15 protein-coding genes are annotated in these 18968 nt (G+C 43.5%); 2 read left to right on the top strand and 13 right to left on the bottom strand.

The features are described from left to right. Nucleotides 1–20: 20 nt before the first annotated feature. The 5 genes from GF867_RS04775 to GF867_RS04755 all read right to left on the bottom strand — a co-directional run bounded on the left by GF867_RS04775 (nt 21) and on the right by GF867_RS04755 (nt 6789). Complete coding sequence (locus tag GF867_RS04775) at nt 21–932, bottom strand: ABC transporter permease (protein ID WP_153831973.1); 912 nt, start codon at nt 930–932, stop codon at nt 21–23. A gap of 75 nt (nt 933–1007) precedes the next feature. Continuing rightward, nucleotides 1008–2660 carry an extracellular solute-binding protein gene (locus GF867_RS04770; RefSeq protein WP_253940732.1) on the bottom strand — a complete coding sequence of 551 codons (1653 nt, stop codon included), beginning with the start codon at nt 2658–2660 and terminating at the stop codon, nt 1008–1010. Between the two features lie 233 nt (nt 2661–2893). Further along, entirely contained in the window at nt 2894–3898 is a 1005-nt protein-coding gene (locus GF867_RS04765) for a LacI family DNA-binding transcriptional regulator (protein ID WP_153831971.1), read from the bottom strand. Nucleotides 3899–4362: 464 nt separating this feature from the next. Continuing rightward, on the bottom strand, nt 4363–5742 hold the full coding sequence (locus GF867_RS04760; RefSeq protein WP_153831970.1) for a L,D-transpeptidase family protein: 1380 nt from the start codon (nt 5740–5742) through the stop codon (nt 4363–4365). Nucleotides 5743–6348: 606 nt separating this feature from the next. Continuing rightward, on the bottom strand, nt 6349–6789 hold the full coding sequence (locus GF867_RS04755) for a NanQ anomerase/TabA/YiaL family protein (protein ID WP_153831969.1): 441 nt from the start codon (nt 6787–6789) through the stop codon (nt 6349–6351). A gap of 191 nt (nt 6790–6980) precedes the next feature. Here GF867_RS04755 and GF867_RS04750 point away from each other — a divergent pair, with 191 nt between their 5' ends. Beyond that, nucleotides 6981–7502 (top strand): pyrophosphohydrolase domain-containing protein, encoded by a 522-nt coding sequence (locus tag GF867_RS04750; protein ID WP_153831968.1) that lies wholly within the window; start codon nt 6981–6983, stop codon nt 7500–7502. Between the two features lie 375 nt (nt 7503–7877). Here the strand turns inward: GF867_RS04750 and GF867_RS04745 are convergent, their stop codons facing one another. Beyond that, a complete protein-coding gene (locus GF867_RS04745) occupies nt 7878–9671 on the bottom strand; it encodes a glycoside hydrolase family 2 protein (RefSeq protein WP_216650254.1) in 1794 nt (597 codons plus the stop codon). A gap of 139 nt (nt 9672–9810) precedes the next feature. Here GF867_RS04745 and GF867_RS04740 point away from each other — a divergent pair, with 139 nt between their 5' ends. Beyond that, nucleotides 9811–10314: a hypothetical protein gene (locus GF867_RS04740; protein ID WP_153831967.1), complete on the top strand. Its 504-nt coding sequence runs from the start codon at nt 9811–9813 to the stop codon at nt 10312–10314. A gap of 428 nt (nt 10315–10742) precedes the next feature. Here GF867_RS04740 and GF867_RS04735 read toward each other — a convergent pair whose 3' ends face one another. From GF867_RS04735 to GF867_RS04705, 7 genes are all read right to left on the bottom strand, one after another. Further along, complete coding sequence (locus GF867_RS04735; protein WP_153831966.1) at nt 10743–11405, bottom strand: MIP/aquaporin family protein; 663 nt, start codon at nt 11403–11405, stop codon at nt 10743–10745. A 687-nt stretch (nt 11406–12092) separates the two neighbouring features. Further along, nucleotides 12093–13721 (bottom strand): chaperonin GroEL, encoded by a 1629-nt coding sequence (gene groL / locus GF867_RS04730; RefSeq protein ID WP_153831965.1) that lies wholly within the window; start codon nt 13719–13721, stop codon nt 12093–12095. Nucleotides 13722–13804: 83 nt separating this feature from the next. Next, nucleotides 13805–14071, bottom strand: coding sequence for a co-chaperone GroES (locus GF867_RS04725; protein WP_153831964.1), 267 nt, complete (start codon nt 14069–14071; stop codon nt 13805–13807). A gap of 207 nt (nt 14072–14278) precedes the next feature. Further along, nucleotides 14279–15676 carry a Fe-S cluster assembly protein SufB gene (gene sufB / locus GF867_RS04720; protein ID WP_153831963.1) on the bottom strand — a complete coding sequence of 466 codons (1398 nt, stop codon included), beginning with the start codon at nt 15674–15676 and terminating at the stop codon, nt 14279–14281. Nucleotides 15677–15706: 30 nt separating this feature from the next. Next, nucleotides 15707–16168: a Fe-S cluster assembly sulfur transfer protein SufU gene (gene sufU / locus GF867_RS04715; RefSeq protein ID WP_153831962.1), complete on the bottom strand. Its 462-nt coding sequence runs from the start codon at nt 16166–16168 to the stop codon at nt 15707–15709. Next, nucleotides 16146–17621 carry an aminotransferase class V-fold PLP-dependent enzyme gene (locus tag GF867_RS04710; RefSeq protein WP_153831961.1) on the bottom strand — a complete coding sequence of 492 codons (1476 nt, stop codon included), beginning with the start codon at nt 17619–17621 and terminating at the stop codon, nt 16146–16148. The genes sufU and GF867_RS04710 overlap by 23 nt, the downstream gene beginning before the upstream one ends. A 127-nt stretch (nt 17622–17748) precedes the next feature. After that, nucleotides 17749–18966, bottom strand: coding sequence for a SufB/SufD family protein (locus GF867_RS04705; protein ID WP_153831960.1), 1218 nt, complete (start codon nt 18964–18966; stop codon nt 17749–17751). Nucleotides 18967–18968 lie beyond the last annotated feature (2 nt).

The raw sequence follows: 18968 nt of genomic DNA, 5'->3' as shown, positions 1-18968 counted from the left end.
CTAAATTACTCCTTTCTAGACTAAAACATTACCCGGTTAGTAGTTTTTTCTGCTACCTTGTTAGAGCCAAACACTAGAAATAAACCGACAATGGAACGTATTAAACCTACTGCTGCACCTAAACTATAGTCACGTCCAATAAGTCCAATTCTATAAATGTAGGTATCTAACACATCACCACTTGCATAAACTGGTGGTGAATATAAGTTATATACTTGATCGAAGCCAGCACTTAAAATTCCAGGTAATGCGAGAATCGTCATCAGAATAATATAGGGCAACATACCTGGTAACGTCACATGTCTAACTTGTTGCAACCAGCTAGCACCATCCATCTTCGCAGCCTCATAAGTTCCAGGGTCAATCGACGTAATAGCGGCCAAGAAAATAATTGAACTATAGCCGAAGCCTTTCCAGACATCCGTCCAGATTAACAGATGAGGAAAAACCTTATTACTCCCTAAAAAATTGATAGGATTCAGGCCAATACTCTGCAGAATTTGGTTGACAGTACCGTCTAAACTAAACAAGTTCACAACTACTGAAGCTAAAATTACCCACGATAAAAAGTGTGGCAAATATACAATCGTTTGTAGAGATTTCTTAAACCATTTTACTCGAATTTCATTTAATAGAATTGCAAAAATAATGGGGATAATGGTATTTAGAATAATTTTCCCCAAGGCGATAAAGATGGTATTGTAAGTAACTTGCCAAATATCAGGCAAAGTGAAAATATATTTAAAATTATCTAACCAAACAAATTCTGAGTTTAAAAAGCCTTTTGCTGGTACAAAATCTTGAAAAGCCATCACGAGCCCAAACATAGGGGCATAAGAAAAAATTAGTAAGAATATCATTCCTGGAGCGACCATTGCTAAAAAGAGCCATTGATTCTTAGAGAACCAATTTTTTCTTTTTCTCTTTTCCATATTTTTGTCTCCTTCTCCTATAATTGTAGAATAGAGCATTTCATTGACAATGAAATGCTTTATTCTAGTCTACAATTAATTATTTTCTTTGTTGATTGACTGCATTTCTTCTAGAATCGCCGTCCCACCCTGTTGGCCCCACGTTTCTACATATTGCTCAAAGTTTTCGAGTGTCTCTTCACCCGTCACAAATTTGATGAAGGTTTCTTCTTCCAATTTGTTGATTTGAGCCCCGTTACGCTCGCTTGCTTCAATGGTTTCAAAGATTGCAACTGGATTCACTTCATTGTAAATGCCTGCTTGTCGTACGCCATTCATGACATTATTGACAGCCAATAAGCGTGAAGCATACACGGACCAATCGGTTGGATCAGAAGATACTGAGTCATCTAAATACGCCTTAATCTTACGCGCATTATTCTGAACGATAAAGCTATCAATAGCCTCGATAGTTGAGTTGCCTAAGGCTGCATCCGATGCTAGTACTGCATCATTAATCTCACTTAGATTTTTGAACAGTTCAATGTTTACAGGTCGGATAGAGCCATCAACAGCCAATTGGGCGTATTCATAAACCTCAGGGAATTCTGTTTCCATATCTTCAGAATTTGCGACTTCATCATAGATTAAATTAATCATTTCAATCGCTAATTCAGGTCTTTCGAAATCTTTTCTCACCACTACAAAGCTACCCACTCCTGGTTTATTAACACCATTGACAGTGCCATCTTCGTTTTCAATCGCAAATGGCGTGAAAACCGCTTCAGGGTTTGCTGTTTTTGCTTGAACTAAGCCCCAGTCTGGAAAATGCCAAGGTCCGGGTACGATACCGATTTCTCCGTTGACCATCATTGCATTAATATCATCGTAAGTACGAGTTCCGAATTGTGGATCTAAGATCCCTTGCGTAAAGAGTTCATTCAAGAAGGCTAGACCTTCTTTCATTTCTTCTGTATTAGAGCCGTACACTAAATTTCCATCTTCGCCTTCTAGGTAAGTTTTTGGATAGGCTCCGAATGCGTTGAATATGGCGGTTGCTGTATAGCCTGAACTACCGTGGTCTCCGGATGTTAACCAGTACGCTAATGCCAAGCCTTTGGTTTTTCCAGTTCCTCCAGCATCTTCTTCCTGAAATATCGTCGCAGTTTCGACCAACTCATCTAAAGTAATTGCATTATTCCCATCCTCGTCCAGTTCAATATTTAAATCGTCCAACCAATCTTGACGAATCCAAACCATGTTCGGTCCGAAATCGTTAGCTGTTCCTGGTAATGCCATTAATTGTCCATCGATTGTTGCAGCATTCAACTGAACATTATCGAAAGAGTCATAAATTGACTTGATGTGATCGCTAGCAAATTCTTCATAAACTTCGGTTAAGTCTTCGATTAAACCATTCTCTGCCAATTCTTCTAACTCGTCTCTGCTGACAGCCATGATGTCAGGTATCTCACCTGCCGCAATTGCTAAGGAAACTTGGCGCGTATACTCGTCGCCATTTGCTTCAAAGGCACTTTCTAATTGAACGCCTAGTTTTTCTTTGACGAGACGTCTGTAAGCATTATCGGCGTAACTATCGCCTTCCGGTAACTTTGAGTTTTGCTGAGTCTGTTGACCTAAAGTTACAATCAGGTTACCTTCTGCCGTTCGCTGCGCTTCCTCTGCTGATCCACATGCACTTAACAAAACAGCTGAACCTAAAAGCATACCTACTAATAATTTTTTCATCATTTCCCCTACTTTCTTTTAGTTAAACGTTTACGTAATCAGAATAATAAATTCAAGCTTCTCTTTATATTCTCCTTTCCTTTTCTATTTCCATTTTGAAATCAAGTAATTTCACTAATGATAATGAATTTACTTGATTTCAGAATAAATCTTTACGAATAGCCTTTTTAAATTTTTTAAGAAGGCTGTATACTCAATAGGTTAAACGTTTACGTAATGCGAAAAAAGTTATTTTATAATAACTTTTTTACTGAATTACGTTCAACCAAAGTAAAAGGTACAATCTCGGAAAGAATTTCTTTTTTCTTAAGAATCGAAAGAATTAAACTTTCGCAGCCAAGATTTCCCATTTCATAAAATGGTTGTGAAATAGTCGTAATTGTCGGTGTTACCATTGATGAAATTTTTGAATTATCATAACCTATCACCGATAAATCCTCAGGCACTATAATATTTTGTTTATTGCATTCTGAAATGACGCCTAGCGCCGTCTCATCACTCACGCAAAAAATTGCGGTCAAAGAAATGTCGTTTTGAATATAGTATTCCATGGCTTTTTTACCGGAGGTGAAGGTATAGTCACCGAAATAAATCATTTTTTCTTCAATTGGTATCCCATTTTGCTTTAAAGCGTCGCGGTAACCATTGATTCGTGGAATCCCAGCAATTGGATCAATCGGGCTAACCCCAGCGAAGCCTATTCGCTGATGGCCATTTCTTACTAAATAGTCAGTCGCTTCAAAAGCTGCAGAATAGTCATCCACTTTTATATAGGGGATTGAATCTTCGACTGCCTTGGTTGACAGAAGTACAATCGGAATATTGAGCGATTTCACTAAATCAACGCCCTCTTGTTCAACAAATATCGAGAATGCCACGATGCCATCTACTCGGCGCTCAGCCATTAGATTCAAACAACTTTTGAAATTCTCTCCTTCTACACCTGCATGCATAAGGATTACACTATAACCGTGTTTCTTAGCGGCATCCTCAATCCCATTCACAATATTTGAATAATAGAAAGAATCGACCGTTGGCATAATAATCCCAATAATATTCGACACATTTTTTACTAAGCTGATTGCATTTTCGTTCTTGTGATAATTCAACTCTTTAGCAATTTTTAACACATTCTCTTCCACTTCTTGACTGTAGCCGCCTAGTTGATTGATCACTCTTGAAACAGTTGCGATCGATACATTTGCCTGTTTAGCAATATCTTTAATTGTAGTAGCCAATCTAATCCCCCTTTCATGACAGAATTACGAATGTTGTTATATCAACTTGTTAAACGTTTACGTAAATGATTATAACCTATAGAATTTGCTTGGTCAACACAATTATGTATGCGGATTCATTTTTTTCGGGAGGATAGCGTCCTTAATCTCCATGACAAATCAGACCTATAAAGATCTCTCAAACTTATTTTTACGTCGCACTGAATTGATTAAAACTATGCATAGTTAAAAGAGCTCACGCTAAATGATCGATAAAAAAAATAGGGCCTACGTCATCAGTCAGCTCACTTGTTGACTGATTAACGCCATGTCGTCTCTAACATCCACTTAATCCGCCAGGTCTTGGGTATCTCCCACACGGATGCTTCCTTTCTGGACTTATTATGAGCATGTTAAACTCTCCATCAAAAAAAGAAGAGGATTGTTCCCCTTCTTCGCCATATGTTATAAAGTAGTATTTTGCCTTATTGAAAGACGAGCACCGGCATGCCGTTATAGGCGTATTCGTAGACTTGCGCCATGATGTCAGGCGGTGTGTTGATACAGCCCAGGGATCCGTTGGTCAGGTAGGCGTCGCCCCCGAAAGTCGGCTGCCAGTTGGCATCATGAATCCCCTGTCCCGTGTAGTCAAAGGCCAGCCAGTAAGTCACCGGCTGCACATAATCAACACCCGTCCGCGGATTAAAGCCCGTCAGTTCCGACGGAGATTCCATATTCCAAATCGCATAAGCCCCCGGCACCGTGTTAGTCCCAATTTGACCCGTCACAATCGGCGTCGAAATCACCGCCACCCCGTCAATATAAACATACATCATTTGATAGGTCATATCGACTTCAATATAGCTGCCCGCAATATCATCGAGCGTCCCATTATAACCAATCCCAACAATCGCTGGCTCTCTCGTCACCGACTCCCCAGCCGCTAAATCATTCAGTATATTCTCCGTTTCCGCCTCACGGTCAATCGACCAACCCAACGTCCCCGGCAACAACTGCACATCCCCCTGCAAGGTACTAGTGAAATTACGGTAATCATCATACGTCGCATACGCATCATTCAACGTCCCAAGATAGTCATAAATCATCTCCTGGTCAAAATAATACTCACCATTCTCATCCAAAATCAACCAACTATAAATCATTTCAGGAGTAATCACTTCTTCATAACCTGCAATGGTTAACGTAATCTCCATCGAAGTCAAAGCTTGAATCTGTTCCAACTCTTGAACGAGGGACGGATTATCGGCCGTGATACTTGGTTGCAAGTAAGCTTGACTCACCTCAACCACCTCTTGATTAAGGACAGCTTGAATGATTTGTTCTTTTAAGACCGAATTGTCGAGCTCTGTTCCCGTTTGGCCCGCTTCAATTAGATAGCCTTCCGTTTCAGAATAGCTAATTTTCGCATCCGTTGGCAAGAACCGCTCCCCATTCGCCTGATTATTGGCGGTTAATGCTTCTTGTAGTTGCTTGTCATCAATCGTGATTAACTCTTGCGGTGCATAAGCAATTTGTGTATCCGTCACCGCCCCAAATAGCCAATTCTGCTTATGTTGTTCTGACATTAAGCTTGCTAATGCCTCATCTGCTTGAATGGTTATGCCTAAGTCACTTGCATTAAGTGGCTCCCATGCTCGATCCGCTTCATTAAAATTAATCGTTTGTTGCGAAAAACTTTCTTTCAATTTGTCCGCCGCTTCCGCCTGCGTTAAGTTACTAATATCCACCGCCGCAAATTCAGTGTTCAAATAATATCGTTCCGCATAATACTGACTCCCCATTAGGTAACCCACCAGGCCTAGCACCACTAACACAATCATTCCAACTACAATTTTTTTCTGCATTTTATAATACCTTCCTTTAAATAGTTGAGTTGGCTTGCTAGCGGAACTCGTTCCATTTAAATTGCCCGCTCAATTATTATAGCCTTTATTATAAAATAGATTGTTAGCGCACCGTTTTTCAAATGAAATACGGCTCATGTGTTTATTCTACATGATTTTATTTTGCCTGTAATGGAAATCATGCCTTTGACTTATAAATTTCACAGAATATTCATAGATGGGCTTGAGTGAAGGTGATGAATTTTTGTAGCGAGTAGAAGCAGATGAATTTCCAAAATTTGTTTCAATTTGAAGGTATTAAAGCTGTCATATCAGTCTCTTTTTGAAAACTGTATAATAAATGGTTTACTAATCCGATGGATGTTTGACAAATAATTAATTATTAGGAGGTGGTACTTCTGGCAATTTTGGTTACCAACGTATGTGGGGACAACTGGGATAGCGAGAGTAAAGACCAACAGGAGCAGGGATCACCCCCGCGCTTGCGGGTACAACTGTAAACTCTTCCCTTAAGGCTGAAATTGATTGGGATCACCCCCGCGCTTGCGGGTACAACACTAAACGATCCCTATAATAACGCCAATCCACTTGCACCATTCCCAGCTTCTACTTCACTTTCAACTTAAACACAGCCTTCTTAAATTGCGCAGGCTCTTCCACATGCAAGCCAGGCATATGCGCATCTTGCGGGTAGACGATGTAAAAACTATTTTGGGGAATTTCAATGAGCGTACCTGGGCCAGTACCGAAGCCAATGTCTGATTCTGCATCAAAATTTAATTGGTCTACTTTATCCAAATTTTGCCACTGCATAAATTCCGACCCTTCTAACATTATTTGCAGATCAAGATATTTTTGATGGAACTCGTACTGAGCACTCTCCAACTCTCTGGTTTCGCCTGACATGATCGAAAAGAATTCGCCTTCTCCCAGGTCGTATTTGCCTTCTGGTAGTTCATTCATTTTTGTTAAGTACTCTTGATAGGCTTCAAATCTTGGGAATAATTGTCTGTAGTTTTCTAAGTTGCTGATTACGTCTAATATCATATTCTACCCTCACTTGTTATTATTGATGTTTACAGGATTTCCATGCCGATATGATTTCAGCAGTGCTACCCACTTCCCTTCCATTATATCAATTCCCCAACACAAGCGAAACCGCTTTCTTAATTACTTTTCTTTCCATTTATCAGACGAACGCTTATAATAAATCGTAATACTACCAGAAGGAGCTACCTATGAATCATTTTGACATGACTGAAGAATTCCATCACATCTTTGACCCGACGATTCCTAACGAGCCGACTGCCTTTGATTCGAAGAAAACGCTGGATCGCGCCGCTTTTAAAATTGAGGAAATCGTTGAATTTGCCTACAGTGTCAGCGACAATAATCCCACAACATTTGACCAAGCAATCGACAGCTTGCATGCTGCCATCGACACCGCTAAAGCCAAGATTCTTTCCAAAGAGCACGTCGTAACGGATCCTTTAATCGACCAAGTCGACGCTTTGAGCGATTTATTGTACTTCACTTATGGTTCCTTTTCTTTATTAGGGGTTAATCCTGGTCCGATTATGAACATTATCCACGAAGCCAACATGGGCAAGCTGTTTCCTGACGGTCAGCCTCATTACCATCCTGTCACGCATAAAGTATTGAAACCTGACAATTGGGAGCAAGACTTCGCGCCTGAAGCGAAAATCAACCAAGAAATTCAGCGCCAAAGAGCTGAAGGTAAACACTCGTCATCCTTGTAGCACCTTAAAGTTTAAGGTGTTTTTTTGCGTTCAAAAATATCATACTATCATTACTTCTTTAAATTTCTTTTCGCGATTTTAATGCTTTTATCGGATTACTCACCGTCACTCGGCGCCTTATTTTCCGAGAGTGGTATCTCGCGCAATCGGCGCAGCAGCTCTGCCTTTATCTCTAGTGAATTAGACAAAGCCTAGTCGCTTGAGTTGGAAAAGCCGGAAGGAAAGTAAAGGCTCCAGAAGCGACTATCACCTTGGCAAACAATAAGCTGAACGAAGCACAAGGTTTGATCCATCAACCTAATACTTATACTTATAATACGAATAAAAAAAGCGTCAACAAGCTTGTACTTACTGGCGCTTTTTCAAGATGATGATTTATCGTATTTTGCCGGTGTTTTCGAAAAGGGTTTGGGCTTTGTCATTGAGGCGTTTGACGGTGGTCGGGTCGAGCTTTTGAACCTCACGGTCATAGGTGAAGATGCCGTTAATTTCCTCCTCGACGTCGCTAACCTGGGTGTAAATCGCCATCGAAAGGCCGTTGGCAATATTCGGCAGAATGTCTTCTTTCCAGAGGCGCTCATAATTCGCGGTTAACGCTGCCGCCGACTTGTAATGTTGGTAGCCGAACTCCTTGTCGCTTGCGACGTGGCCATCAACCGCATAGGCATAGCCCCCATACTCGGTCAGCGCCACCACACGTTCCTGCGGCTTGACTTTCAACTTAAATAAATAGTTGTGAATGCTGTAGGCATCCCCGCCGTGCTGGTCAAACCAGCCACTCGTTTCAATCAGCCAACGCGTCGGATCCGTTTCCTTCACCAACTTGCCGACCTGCGCCGCATCAAACTGGCCCCAACCTTCATTGAAAGGCACCCAAGCGGCAACCGACGGAAAATGCGCCAGTTGCTTCATCATGCCGGCCAAATCTTGGTAGTACTGCGCACGCCCCGCTTCGTCTTCGCGGCCGAACAATTTATATTTGTCGTCCTTCAACTTGCGGCTCAGAAAATCAGACGCATTGGCAGCATAAGTCACCAGCCACATCGGATAATCCTGCGCCCCGCCATTCGGCATATCCTGCACCACCAACATTCCCAGGCGATCACAATGGTAATAAAAACGCGCCGACTCAATTTTCACATGCTTGCGAATCGTATTAAAACCCATCGCCTTCAACTCAGCAATATCATGGACCAGCGTCGCATCAGCCGGAGCCGTCAGCCCACCATCCGGCCAATACCCTTGATCCAGCACCCCACTCAGAAAAATCGGCTCATGATTCAAGGCAAAACGGCGAACCCCTTGTTTATCCGTCACCACACTCAAATCCCTCATTGCAAAATACGAATCCACGACATCCGCGCGATAAACCACCGTTACTGTATACAAATGCGGGTCGGCAGGCGTCCAGGGCTTCAAGTAGTCGAGCGCAATTCTTTGCGGGCGATTGGTATGGATTGGCACCGATTGTCGATGTCCGTCACGGTCTTGAATAATCACACGCGCTTGTTGCGAAAAGTCGCTGTTAGTATGAACCGTTAGCGTCAGGCTATTGTCATTATATTTGGGCTTGAGGTCGAGCTCAGTAATATAATGTTCTGTGACACTTTCTAGCCACACAGTTTGCCAGATGCCGCTGGTTGGCGTATAAAAGAGTGATTTCATCTTGCCTTTTGGCTTCAATTTTTGTTTGCCACGCGCATGCGGCTGGTACTCAGTGAAGTCTTTGGCAAGTACCGCGACAGTATTGGTGGTCTCGTTTAGGTGGTCAGTGATATCAAAGCTGAAATTCAGGTAGCCGCCGATATGCTCGCCGACATACTGGTCGTTGACGAGGACGACGCACTCCTGATCGACGGCGCCGAAATGCAGGATCACACGGTCGCGCACAAAATTGTCCGGCAACGTGAATTGCTTACGGTAGTGCATATAGTGCTCAGGAAAAACCGGCTGTTGGATACCTGATAAGGCGGTCTCAGGTGCAAATGGCACTGTGATTTTCTTGCTGTAGGTATCGGTCGTGGGGAAATGGCTCAGTTCAAAGTCCCACTCGCCGTTCAGGTTGAAATAACTCTTGCGCTTCATTTGCGGACGCGGATATTCTGGTAGCGGTTTGGCGGCATTCAGCTTGCGCCCCCACTTGGTATATAATTGTTCGATAGTGATCACCCGACCTTCATGGTTTGTTACCTATAGTTTAGCATATTGCGAGGGCTTAGATGTGGTTTCGAGGAGAAATATTTGCGTGGGGTTTGGAGCTTGGGCGGTTGCGGGTTTGGGGTGGTTGCGGGCTGGTGGCTGTGAGTAGATGAGTATTCTAGCCGATGGTAGGGAGCGTTCGGCTAGTTTAGCTCTTATTCTAGCCGATGGTTTGGCAGGTTCGGCTAGATTAGCTCTCTTTCTAGCCGATGGTTTGGCAGGTTCGGCTAGATTAGCTCTCTTTCTAGCCGATGGTTTGGCAGGTTCGGCTAGATTATCTCTTATTCTAGCCGATGGTTTGGTAGTATCGGCTAGATTAGCTCTTATTCTAGCCGATGGTTTGGCAGGTTCGCCTAGATTAGCTCTTATTCTAGCCGATGGTTTGGCAGGTTCGGCTAGTTTAGCTCTTATTCTAGCCGATGGTTTGGCAGTATCGACTAGATTAGCTCCTATTCTAGCCAATGGTCTGGTAGTTTCGGCTAGTTTAGCGCTCTTTCTAGCCGATGGTATGGGAGGTTCGGCTAGTTTAGCTCTCTTTCTAGCCGATGGTTTGGCAGTATCGGCTAGATTAGCTCCTATTCTAGCCGATGGTTTGGAATATTCGGCTAGATAAAATGGACTCTATAGAATGGACAGTTATTTTTACGGCTTCAAAAAAATATAGACAGTATGGAATAAGATAGATATATTATCTGTACATGAACAAACAAGCTAGCATCCAATTCATTCTCTTGTAAGAAAACCAAGGCGGTGTCGTGTCCCATCGGCCACGACGATTCTATTAGAGCCTCAAGGCGTTTAAAATCGTGTCGGCCAGCTGGCCGGCACTCCTTTTGCTCTTCGCTTTTATTCAAGCAAACGGACAAAGTCGAGAGGGCTAACAACCTACCTTCTAGCTCAACTAACCTAGCAAATAAAGTCCCTTCAGTAGGTTTACTGTTAGTGAAACACTACACGCAGCTGAAATGGATACATCAACAAAAACGACCCGAACGCTGTTTTGCAGCGGTCGGGCCGTTTGGTGTTGGGTCGTATTTTGGCTTAGTTTTCGGTGTCTAGAATATGTTTCGCAACGAATGCTGCAATCGCGCCACCTAGTAATGGGCCGAATGTGTACAACCATAGTTGAGACATTGCTGCACCGCCGGTGAATAGAGCTGGAGCAAAGCTTCGTGCTGGGTTTAATGACGCACCTGAGTTCGCGCCGCCCATTAAGATCATCGCTGTTAACGTTAAACCGATCGTGATGCCAGCCATGTTGCCGTTACCGTTTTTACCTGTAACTGTTAGAATCACTAACACGAAGAAGAACGTTAGGATCGTTTCAATCGCGAAACCACCCATGCTAGATAAACCTTCTGCTAAGGTGTTCGCTGCTACGTTTGCTGTATCCATGCTTGATGCTGAAAGTAAGAAACGTAGCGTCATTGTTGCGGCAGTTGCACCGATTAATTGTGCGACCACGTAAACCAAGAATTCCTTCACGTCTAAACGTTTGTTGATGAACATTGCCAAGCTGACAGCTGGGTTAATGTGCGCGCCTGAAACAGTTCCCACGCTGTATGCCATCGCCATTAACGTTAAACCGAATGCTAAACCTACTGCTAAGACGCCAGTGTTGCCACTATCCCAAACGGCTGCTCCTGTACCGATGAATACTAATGCGAATGTACCAATTGCTTCTGCTACTGCTTTTTTTAACATAAAATCTCCTCACTCCATCATAATAAATAATAAATTCGTCTATTATCTTATCATTAAATTATGAAAATTTCCAAGTGTCATGACAAGACCAATTTATTTCCCTAAGCCAAAATACTTCTCGAAAGACTGCTTGAGGATAAGCTTCCTGACGGCTTATCAAGCCTTTTTATGCTTACTATTAGAGACTTATATAGATGCTTCACAGGGTTTGCGTTTTAATTGGTGTTTACAGCGATCGAATATTCAAAGGATTCATGTGACCGTCAATAACTTTAGACAAATTTTTTGAGATTTCATCTGCTTATGCAACCTGAAGCGGACTGTGGAACCTCTTTTTTTGGAGCGAGGGGCTTCAAGAATGTTTTAACCTTGCTAAACTTGTATTACTTACAACAAGAAAACAAAGGCGGAGTCGTGTCCCATGGTCCACGACAATTATATTAGAAACACTAGGCGTTTAAATCGTGTCGGCCTGCAGATCGACACTCCTTTTGCTCTTCGCTTTTATTGAAGCAATGAATAAAATGAATTTTCTTAACAACGTACCTTGAAAATTCGTTTTATAGCCTAGCCTAACGAAGCACAACGTTTAATAACTCAACATAAAACGCACAATCCCTTACAAATTAAAAATCCTCCCCCGTTTTATTGGGAGAGGCTCGCGGTTAATATTTTGGCTGGGGTGAATTACATCATGCCGCCCATACCACCCATGCCGGCTGCGCCTGCTGCTGGGTCGACTGGTTCTGGGATATCTGCAACTACTGCTTCAGTTGTTAATAATAAAGCGGCAACTGAGGCTGCGTTTTGTAAAGCTGAACGCGTTACTTTAGTTGGGTCAACGATTCCTGCTTCGATCATGTTCTCGAATACATCTGTTAAGGCGTTGTAACCAATTCCTTCTTCTGCACGTTTCACTTCATTCACGACTACTGCGCCTTCTTTACCAGCATTAATCGCGATTTGACGTAATGGTTCTTCAAGGGCACGAGTCACAATGCGAACACCTGTCGCTTCGTCATCTGTACTTGTTTCAGTTTCAGCAACGGCTGCTTGTACTTGAACTAATGCAGTACCACCACCTGAAACGATTCCTTCTTCAACGGCTGCACGCGTTGCGTTTAGCGCGTCTTCGATACGTAATTTACGTTCTTTTTGTTCAGTTTCGGTTGCGGCACCAACTTTAACTACCGCTACACCACCTGATAATTTAGCTAGACGTTCTTGTAATTTTTCACGGTCAAAGCTTGAAGTTGTTTCTTCTGCTTGAGCACGGATAACCGCTACACGGTCAGCAATTGCTTTAGAGTCGCCAGCACCTTCAACAATCGTTGTATTATCTTTAGTTACTGTAACTTTACCAGCGTTACCTAAGTGTTCAACTGAAGCGTCTTTTAATTCAAAGCCTAATTCTTCAGAAACTACTGTAGCGTTCGTTAAGACTGCAATATCTTCTAACATTGCTTTACGACGGTCACCGAATCCTGGTGCTTTAACCGCTACGACATTTAATGTACCACGTAATTTGTTCAAGACTAATGTCGGTAATGCTTCTCCTTCAATGTCTTCTGCAATAATTAACAGTGGACGACCTGCTTGCATGACGTTTTCTAATAAAGGTAATACGTCTTGAATATTCGTGATTTTACGATCCGTAATCAAGATAAGTGGATTTTCAAGAACTGCTTCCATTTTCTCGTTATCTGTTACCATGTATTGTGACAAGTAACCACGATCGAATTGCATTCCCTCAACTACTGACAATTCAGTTTCCATTGATTGTGATTCTTCAATCGTAATGACACCGTCTTTACCAACTTTTTCCATTGCTTCAGCGATCAATTCACCGATTGCTTCGTCACCTGAAGAAACGGCTGCTACTTGCGCAATCGATTCTTTAGATGAAACGGGTACTGACATTTCTTTCAGCGCTTCTACCGCCACTTTAGTTGCTTTCTCAATTCCACGACGGATGCCTACTGGGTTGGCACCTGAGGTAACGTTTTTCATTCCTTCACGCGCAATTGCTTGTGTTAGAACAGTCGCAGTCGTTGTTCCATCTCCTGCAACATCATTTGTTTTAGAAGCGACTTCCATCACTAATTGTGCACCCATGTTTTCGAAACGGTCTTCCAATTCGATTTCACGCGCAATGGTTACACCATCGTTTGTGATTTGTGGCGAACCATAAGTTTTATCTAATACTACATTACGACCTTTTGGTCCTAAAGTTACTTTAACGGTGTTCGCTAATGTATCTACACCTTTAAGTAAAGCTTCGCGTGCGTCTTCTGAGAATTTTAAGTCTTTTGCCATCTTTAACTTTCACTCCTTAAATATAATTTATTATGTGCGTGCTAGCTTTGGGCTGCTAGCTATTTTGTTTAATGTCGGTTTAATTATTCAACGACTGCTAATAAGTCGTCTAATTCGATTACTAGGTAAGTTTGACCTGCGTCAGTCACTTCAGTACCTGTGTAAGCTTTAAAAATCACTGTATCACCAATTTTAACGCCATCTTCTGAATCGATGTCGTTTCCTACAGCGATTATTTCTCCGATTTGTTGCTTCTCTTTGGCCGAACTTGGTAGTACTAAGCCTCCAGCCGATTTCTCTTCAACTTCTGCAACTTTAATGACAACGCGTTCTCCTAACGGTTTTAACATTATGTTGTTCCCTCCAAATTCTGTGATTGTTTTTTGTTAGCACTCGAATTGTTTGAGTGCTAATTACAATTATTATTGTAAGATAATCCTGTATAAAATGCAAGCATTTCTTGACGTTTTTTGACATTTGTTTTAAGTTCGCGAACAAGACAAAGAAACCAAGCAGTCACACCTCAGCAACTACTTGGTTTAAACACATATAAACTTTTAGCCAACAGAACCCTCCATCGAATAGGCAATCAAGCGGTTGAGCTCGACGGCGTATTCCATTGGGAGTTCTTTGGTGAAGGGTTCGACAAAGCCCATCACCAACATGCCGGTGGCTTCTTCTTCGGATAGACCGCGGCTCATCAAGTAAAATAGTTGTTCTTCAGAAATGCGCGATACTTTAGCTTCGTGCTCTAGCGACACTTGCCCGTTATGAATTTCATTGTAAGGAATCGTATCGGATTTCGATAGTTCGTCCATAATAATCGTATCGCACTCAATATGTGAAATCGATTCCTGAGAATTCTCTCCGAAATAGACTTGACCGCGGTAATTGACCTCGCCGCCATCTTTCGCAATCGATTTAGAAACAATCGAGCTCGAAGTATTCGGCGCTTGGTGAATCATCTTGGCACCCGTGTCTTGAATTTGTCCCGCGCCCGCAAAAGCTACCGAAAGCATTGTCCCACGCGCACCTTCACCTTTTAGGAACACACTTGGATATTTCATGGTAATGTGGGCGCCAAGATTGCCGTCTACCCATTCCATGACGCCCCCTTCATAAGCATGTGCGCGTTTCGTGACTAAATTATAAACGTTACTTGACCAGTTTTGAATCGTGGTGTAACGACAATAAGCGTCTTTTTTCACGATAATCTCGACAATCGCCGCATGCAAAGAAGCCGTCGAATAGGTGGGCGCCGTACATCCTTCCACGTAATGAATACTCGCGCCTTCGTCCACAATAATCAGCGTCCGCTCAAACTGCCCCGACCCTTCATTATTAATCCGGAAATATGTCTGCAAGGGAATATCACAGCGCACCCCCTTAGGAACATAAATAAAGGTCCCGCCACTCCAAACCGCGCTGTTCAAAGCCGCTTCGAAGTTATCTTCTTTACTCACCACCGTGCCAAAATATTCCTTAAAAAGCTCGGGGTAATCTCTCAAGGCCGTATCAGTGTCGGTGAAAATAATGCCTAATTTTTCAAATTCTTGTTTTAAGTTGTGATAAACAGACTCTGATTCATATTGGACGGCTGCTCCAGCTAAGTAAGCACGTTCAGCTTCAGGAATACCTAGACGCTCAAAGGTTACTTTTAATTCCTCGGGTACATCTTCCCAAGAGCGGGCTGGTTGCGAAGTAGCTTTCTGGTAATAGGTAATGTCATTTAAGTCTAGCTGCGATAAATCTGCGCCCCAGTCAGCGATTTTCTGCTGGTGGAATGCTTCGAGGCTTTCGAGGCGGTAGTCTAACATCCATTGGGGTTCGTTTTTTTCGCTTGAAATCGTACGGACGACATGTTCATTCAAGCCTTTTCCGGTTGAAAAAATGATTTCGGCTTCGTCACGAAAGCCATAGGCGTAGTCGGACAGTACGGGTACTTCTTCTGTCATGGTTAATTGCTCCTTTCATACGTGTTTCATCTATAAAGTGTTTGTTTGACTTTCGGTTGGGGAGAGTCCCAACTCAACCGCCTTCCAGGCGAGGATGCCGCATTTGTAGCGACTAGGAAATTGTTTGAGGCCTGCTAGTAAGGCGGTGTCTTGTAATAAGTCGTCTGCTTCTGGAGGGCTTATTTCTCCTGTGGTAATGAGGGTGTTGAATGTTTGAATGAGTGTTTGGGCTTGGTCGATGGTCTGGTTTATCAGGGTTTCGGTCATCATGCTGGCGCTGGCGGTGCTGATGGTGCAGCCGTGGCCGGTAAAGGCGATGTCGGTTATTTGGTTATTGTCCACTTGGATTTGGACGGTGATGGCGTCGCCGCAGGTTGGGTTGAGTAGTTCCATTTGGTGGGTAGGGTTGGCCAGTTTCCGGTTGTGGCGGGGGTGGTGGCCGTGATCCAGGATGACTTCTCGGTATAGGTTATTTAGGTTGTTGAGTGCCATGGGCAAAAAACTCCTTTATGGCTTGGGTCGATTGTAGGAATTGTTCGACTTCGGCTTGGGTATTGTATAGTGATAGGCTGGCTCTTAGGGTTGCGGTTACGTTGAGGTAGCGCATCAAGGGTTGGGCGCAGTGGTGGCCGGCTCGTATGGCGATGCCTTCTTGGTCGTAGCCGGTGGCGGCGTCATGCGGATGGACGCCCTCAATGTTGTAGCTGACGATGCCGTGGTAGTCGGCTTGTTGCGGCGGGTGCAAGAGCGTAATTCCTGATATGCTTTGTAAGCCTTGTACCAATTGGTGCGTTAGGTTCTTTTCGTGAACCTGTAGCGTTTGCCAGTCAAATTGCGTCAAGAATTCTATGGCTTCTGCGAGCGCGATCGCTTGTGCAATGGGTGGTGTGCCGGCTTCAAATTTCCAGGGCGCCTGTTTATAATTGCTTTGATAGTCTCCCACTAAGTGAATCATTTCGCCTCCGAACTGCGTCGGTTGAGTCCGGTCGTGATGCTTAGCTTGGAGGTAACACACACCAATGCCAGTCGGCGCATAAAGTTTATGTCCGCTAAAACAATACGCATCAACGCCCAATGCTTGGACATTTACTGGCAGGTGGGCGACTGCTTGCGCGCCATCGACAATCACGAGAATGTCATGCGGATTCGGCTGGATGTCTCGTGCTTGTGGGTGGTTGGTGCTATTGTTGGTGCTATTTTTGGTGCTTGTGTTAATGCTGGCTTCTGTGCCGATTTCGGGCTGTGCTTGTATTTGTGATGCTTGCGCTTGTTGGTGCGCCCAGTCGGTAATGGCTTTAATCGGTTGCTCAAGCCCTAGCACATTCGAAACGTGTTGGATGGCAATCACTTTAAGCCTGCGGGTATCCGTTTCGTTCGCAAGTCGCGCTAAGTCAACTTTCCCAGTCAAAGGGTCTAGCGGTGCGTAAATTAATTCAGCTCCCGTTCGTTTGGCGACTTCTTGCCAAGGTACCAGATTTGAATGATGTTCCAAGACGGTCACCATAATCTGATCGCCGGCTTTTAGCTGCGGTTCCACTAAGCCGCGTGCCAGGTGGTTCAAGCTAGCCGTCGTTCCACTTGTAAAACTGATTTCTGAAGCGGATTGGCTCCCAATAAAGTTAGCCACCGTTTGACGAGCCCTTTCATATTGATCGGTTGCACGTTGCGCCAAGGTATGTACGCCACGGTGGATATTCGCATTATCTTGCTGATAAAATTTAACCAGTCGATCGATGACTGTTTGCGGTTTGTGGGTGGTCGCCGCATTATCAAAATAAATTAGTCGCTCGTCATTGACCACTTGGTGTAAAGCCGGAAAAGCGCTACGTATTGTGTCGAGTTCCGCGGTTTGCAAGCCTTCTGCCTTATTGTGCGCTACTTGTGTTTGGTGTTGTATTTCCGCTTGGCCTAGTGTTTGCGCCTGGCGCTGTGTCTCGCTGTTCATAACAGGTGTCCCTCCTTCGATTGGGCTTGTGTGGATTTATGCGTGTCTGCATATTGTTTCGATTGTTGTTTACCTTACGCTATTAATAGCACTTAGAGCTACTAACCTCCGCCCACACATTCCCTCCTTACATTAAGCTAGCAAGTTTACGGTCTATAATCGCGACCATTTGATCGCGCACTAATTGTGATGGCATTTCTTGAATAACGGAGCCTAGGAAACCTCGCACAACCAGAAATTCAGCTTCTTGTCGCGGTAAACCACGGCTCATCAAATAGTAAAGTTGTTGTTCATCAAGCTGTCCGGCGCTTGCCGCATGCCCCGCCGTCACTTCGAATTCTTCGATTAAGAGAATCGGATTGGCATCGCCGCGTGCCTCATCAGATAGCATCATGACACGACTTTCTTGTTGAGCATCGGCATGTTTAGCATTCTTTTCAATCAGTCCAATACCATTAAAAGTTAAGGTCGCACGATCAAGAATGACACCGTGTTGGAGAATATTCCCAATTGAATAATGTCCTCGATTGACAACTTTCGCATCAATCCCCTGCACTTGATCTTGCGAGGCAATGGCAACAATGGCTAATTGAGATTCTGATCCTTTACCATCTAAATAAGTATCCGTGTCTAGAATCGTATGCCCATCATTCATGGCACCAATCGCCCAATTGACCACCGCATCATTTTCAGTTCTGGCATAACGTTTAATATATGCCGTCGTCTTCGCTGCTAAAGAATCAATCGCACAATATTTAATTTGCGAACCAGCGCGTGCCACGACTTCAGTTATTATCACCGCACTATTAGCAACTTCTCCTATAGTCTGCAAGCGCTCGATATATTCCAAACGCGCATGAACACCCGCCACAATTACACTTCGCAAATTACACGTTTGAGCCGCCCGACTATCCTGCAAAATCAAACAATCAATCACAACTTTTTCTTCATAATGATCCGGAATATAAATAAATACCCCCCCGTCAAAATACTCACGATGATAAGCGAGCACTCGATCAGCCTTTTCAGGAATGACGCTGTATAAATATTCTTTGACCAATTCTGGAAAACGCACTGTCGCCTCCTGCCAATCGACAACGATGACTCCAGCAGCTTCTAAGTGAGCGGGTATGTGTTTTTCAAGAAAGGTTTGGCCACTATAAACCAGACGAATTTGACTGTCTTCTACTGACGTTTCGCTAGTATAATTATCATAAGCAAGTGGTGGTAGGTCGACTGTTTTGTCAGATAGATCCGTCACTAAAAGCGGCCAATCTTGAAACGACACACGTTCAATCTGAGGCCAGTCCAACGCTTGCCACTTTGTAGTAGTTTTATTCAGCATTT

It is taken from the genome of Fundicoccus ignavus, assembly GCF_009659375.1.
GTDB lineage: Bacteria > Bacillota > Bacilli > Lactobacillales > Aerococcaceae > Fundicoccus > Fundicoccus ignavus.
The sequence above is the reverse complement of the archived record's forward strand: the minus strand, read 5'-3'. Positions and strand labels throughout refer to the sequence as shown.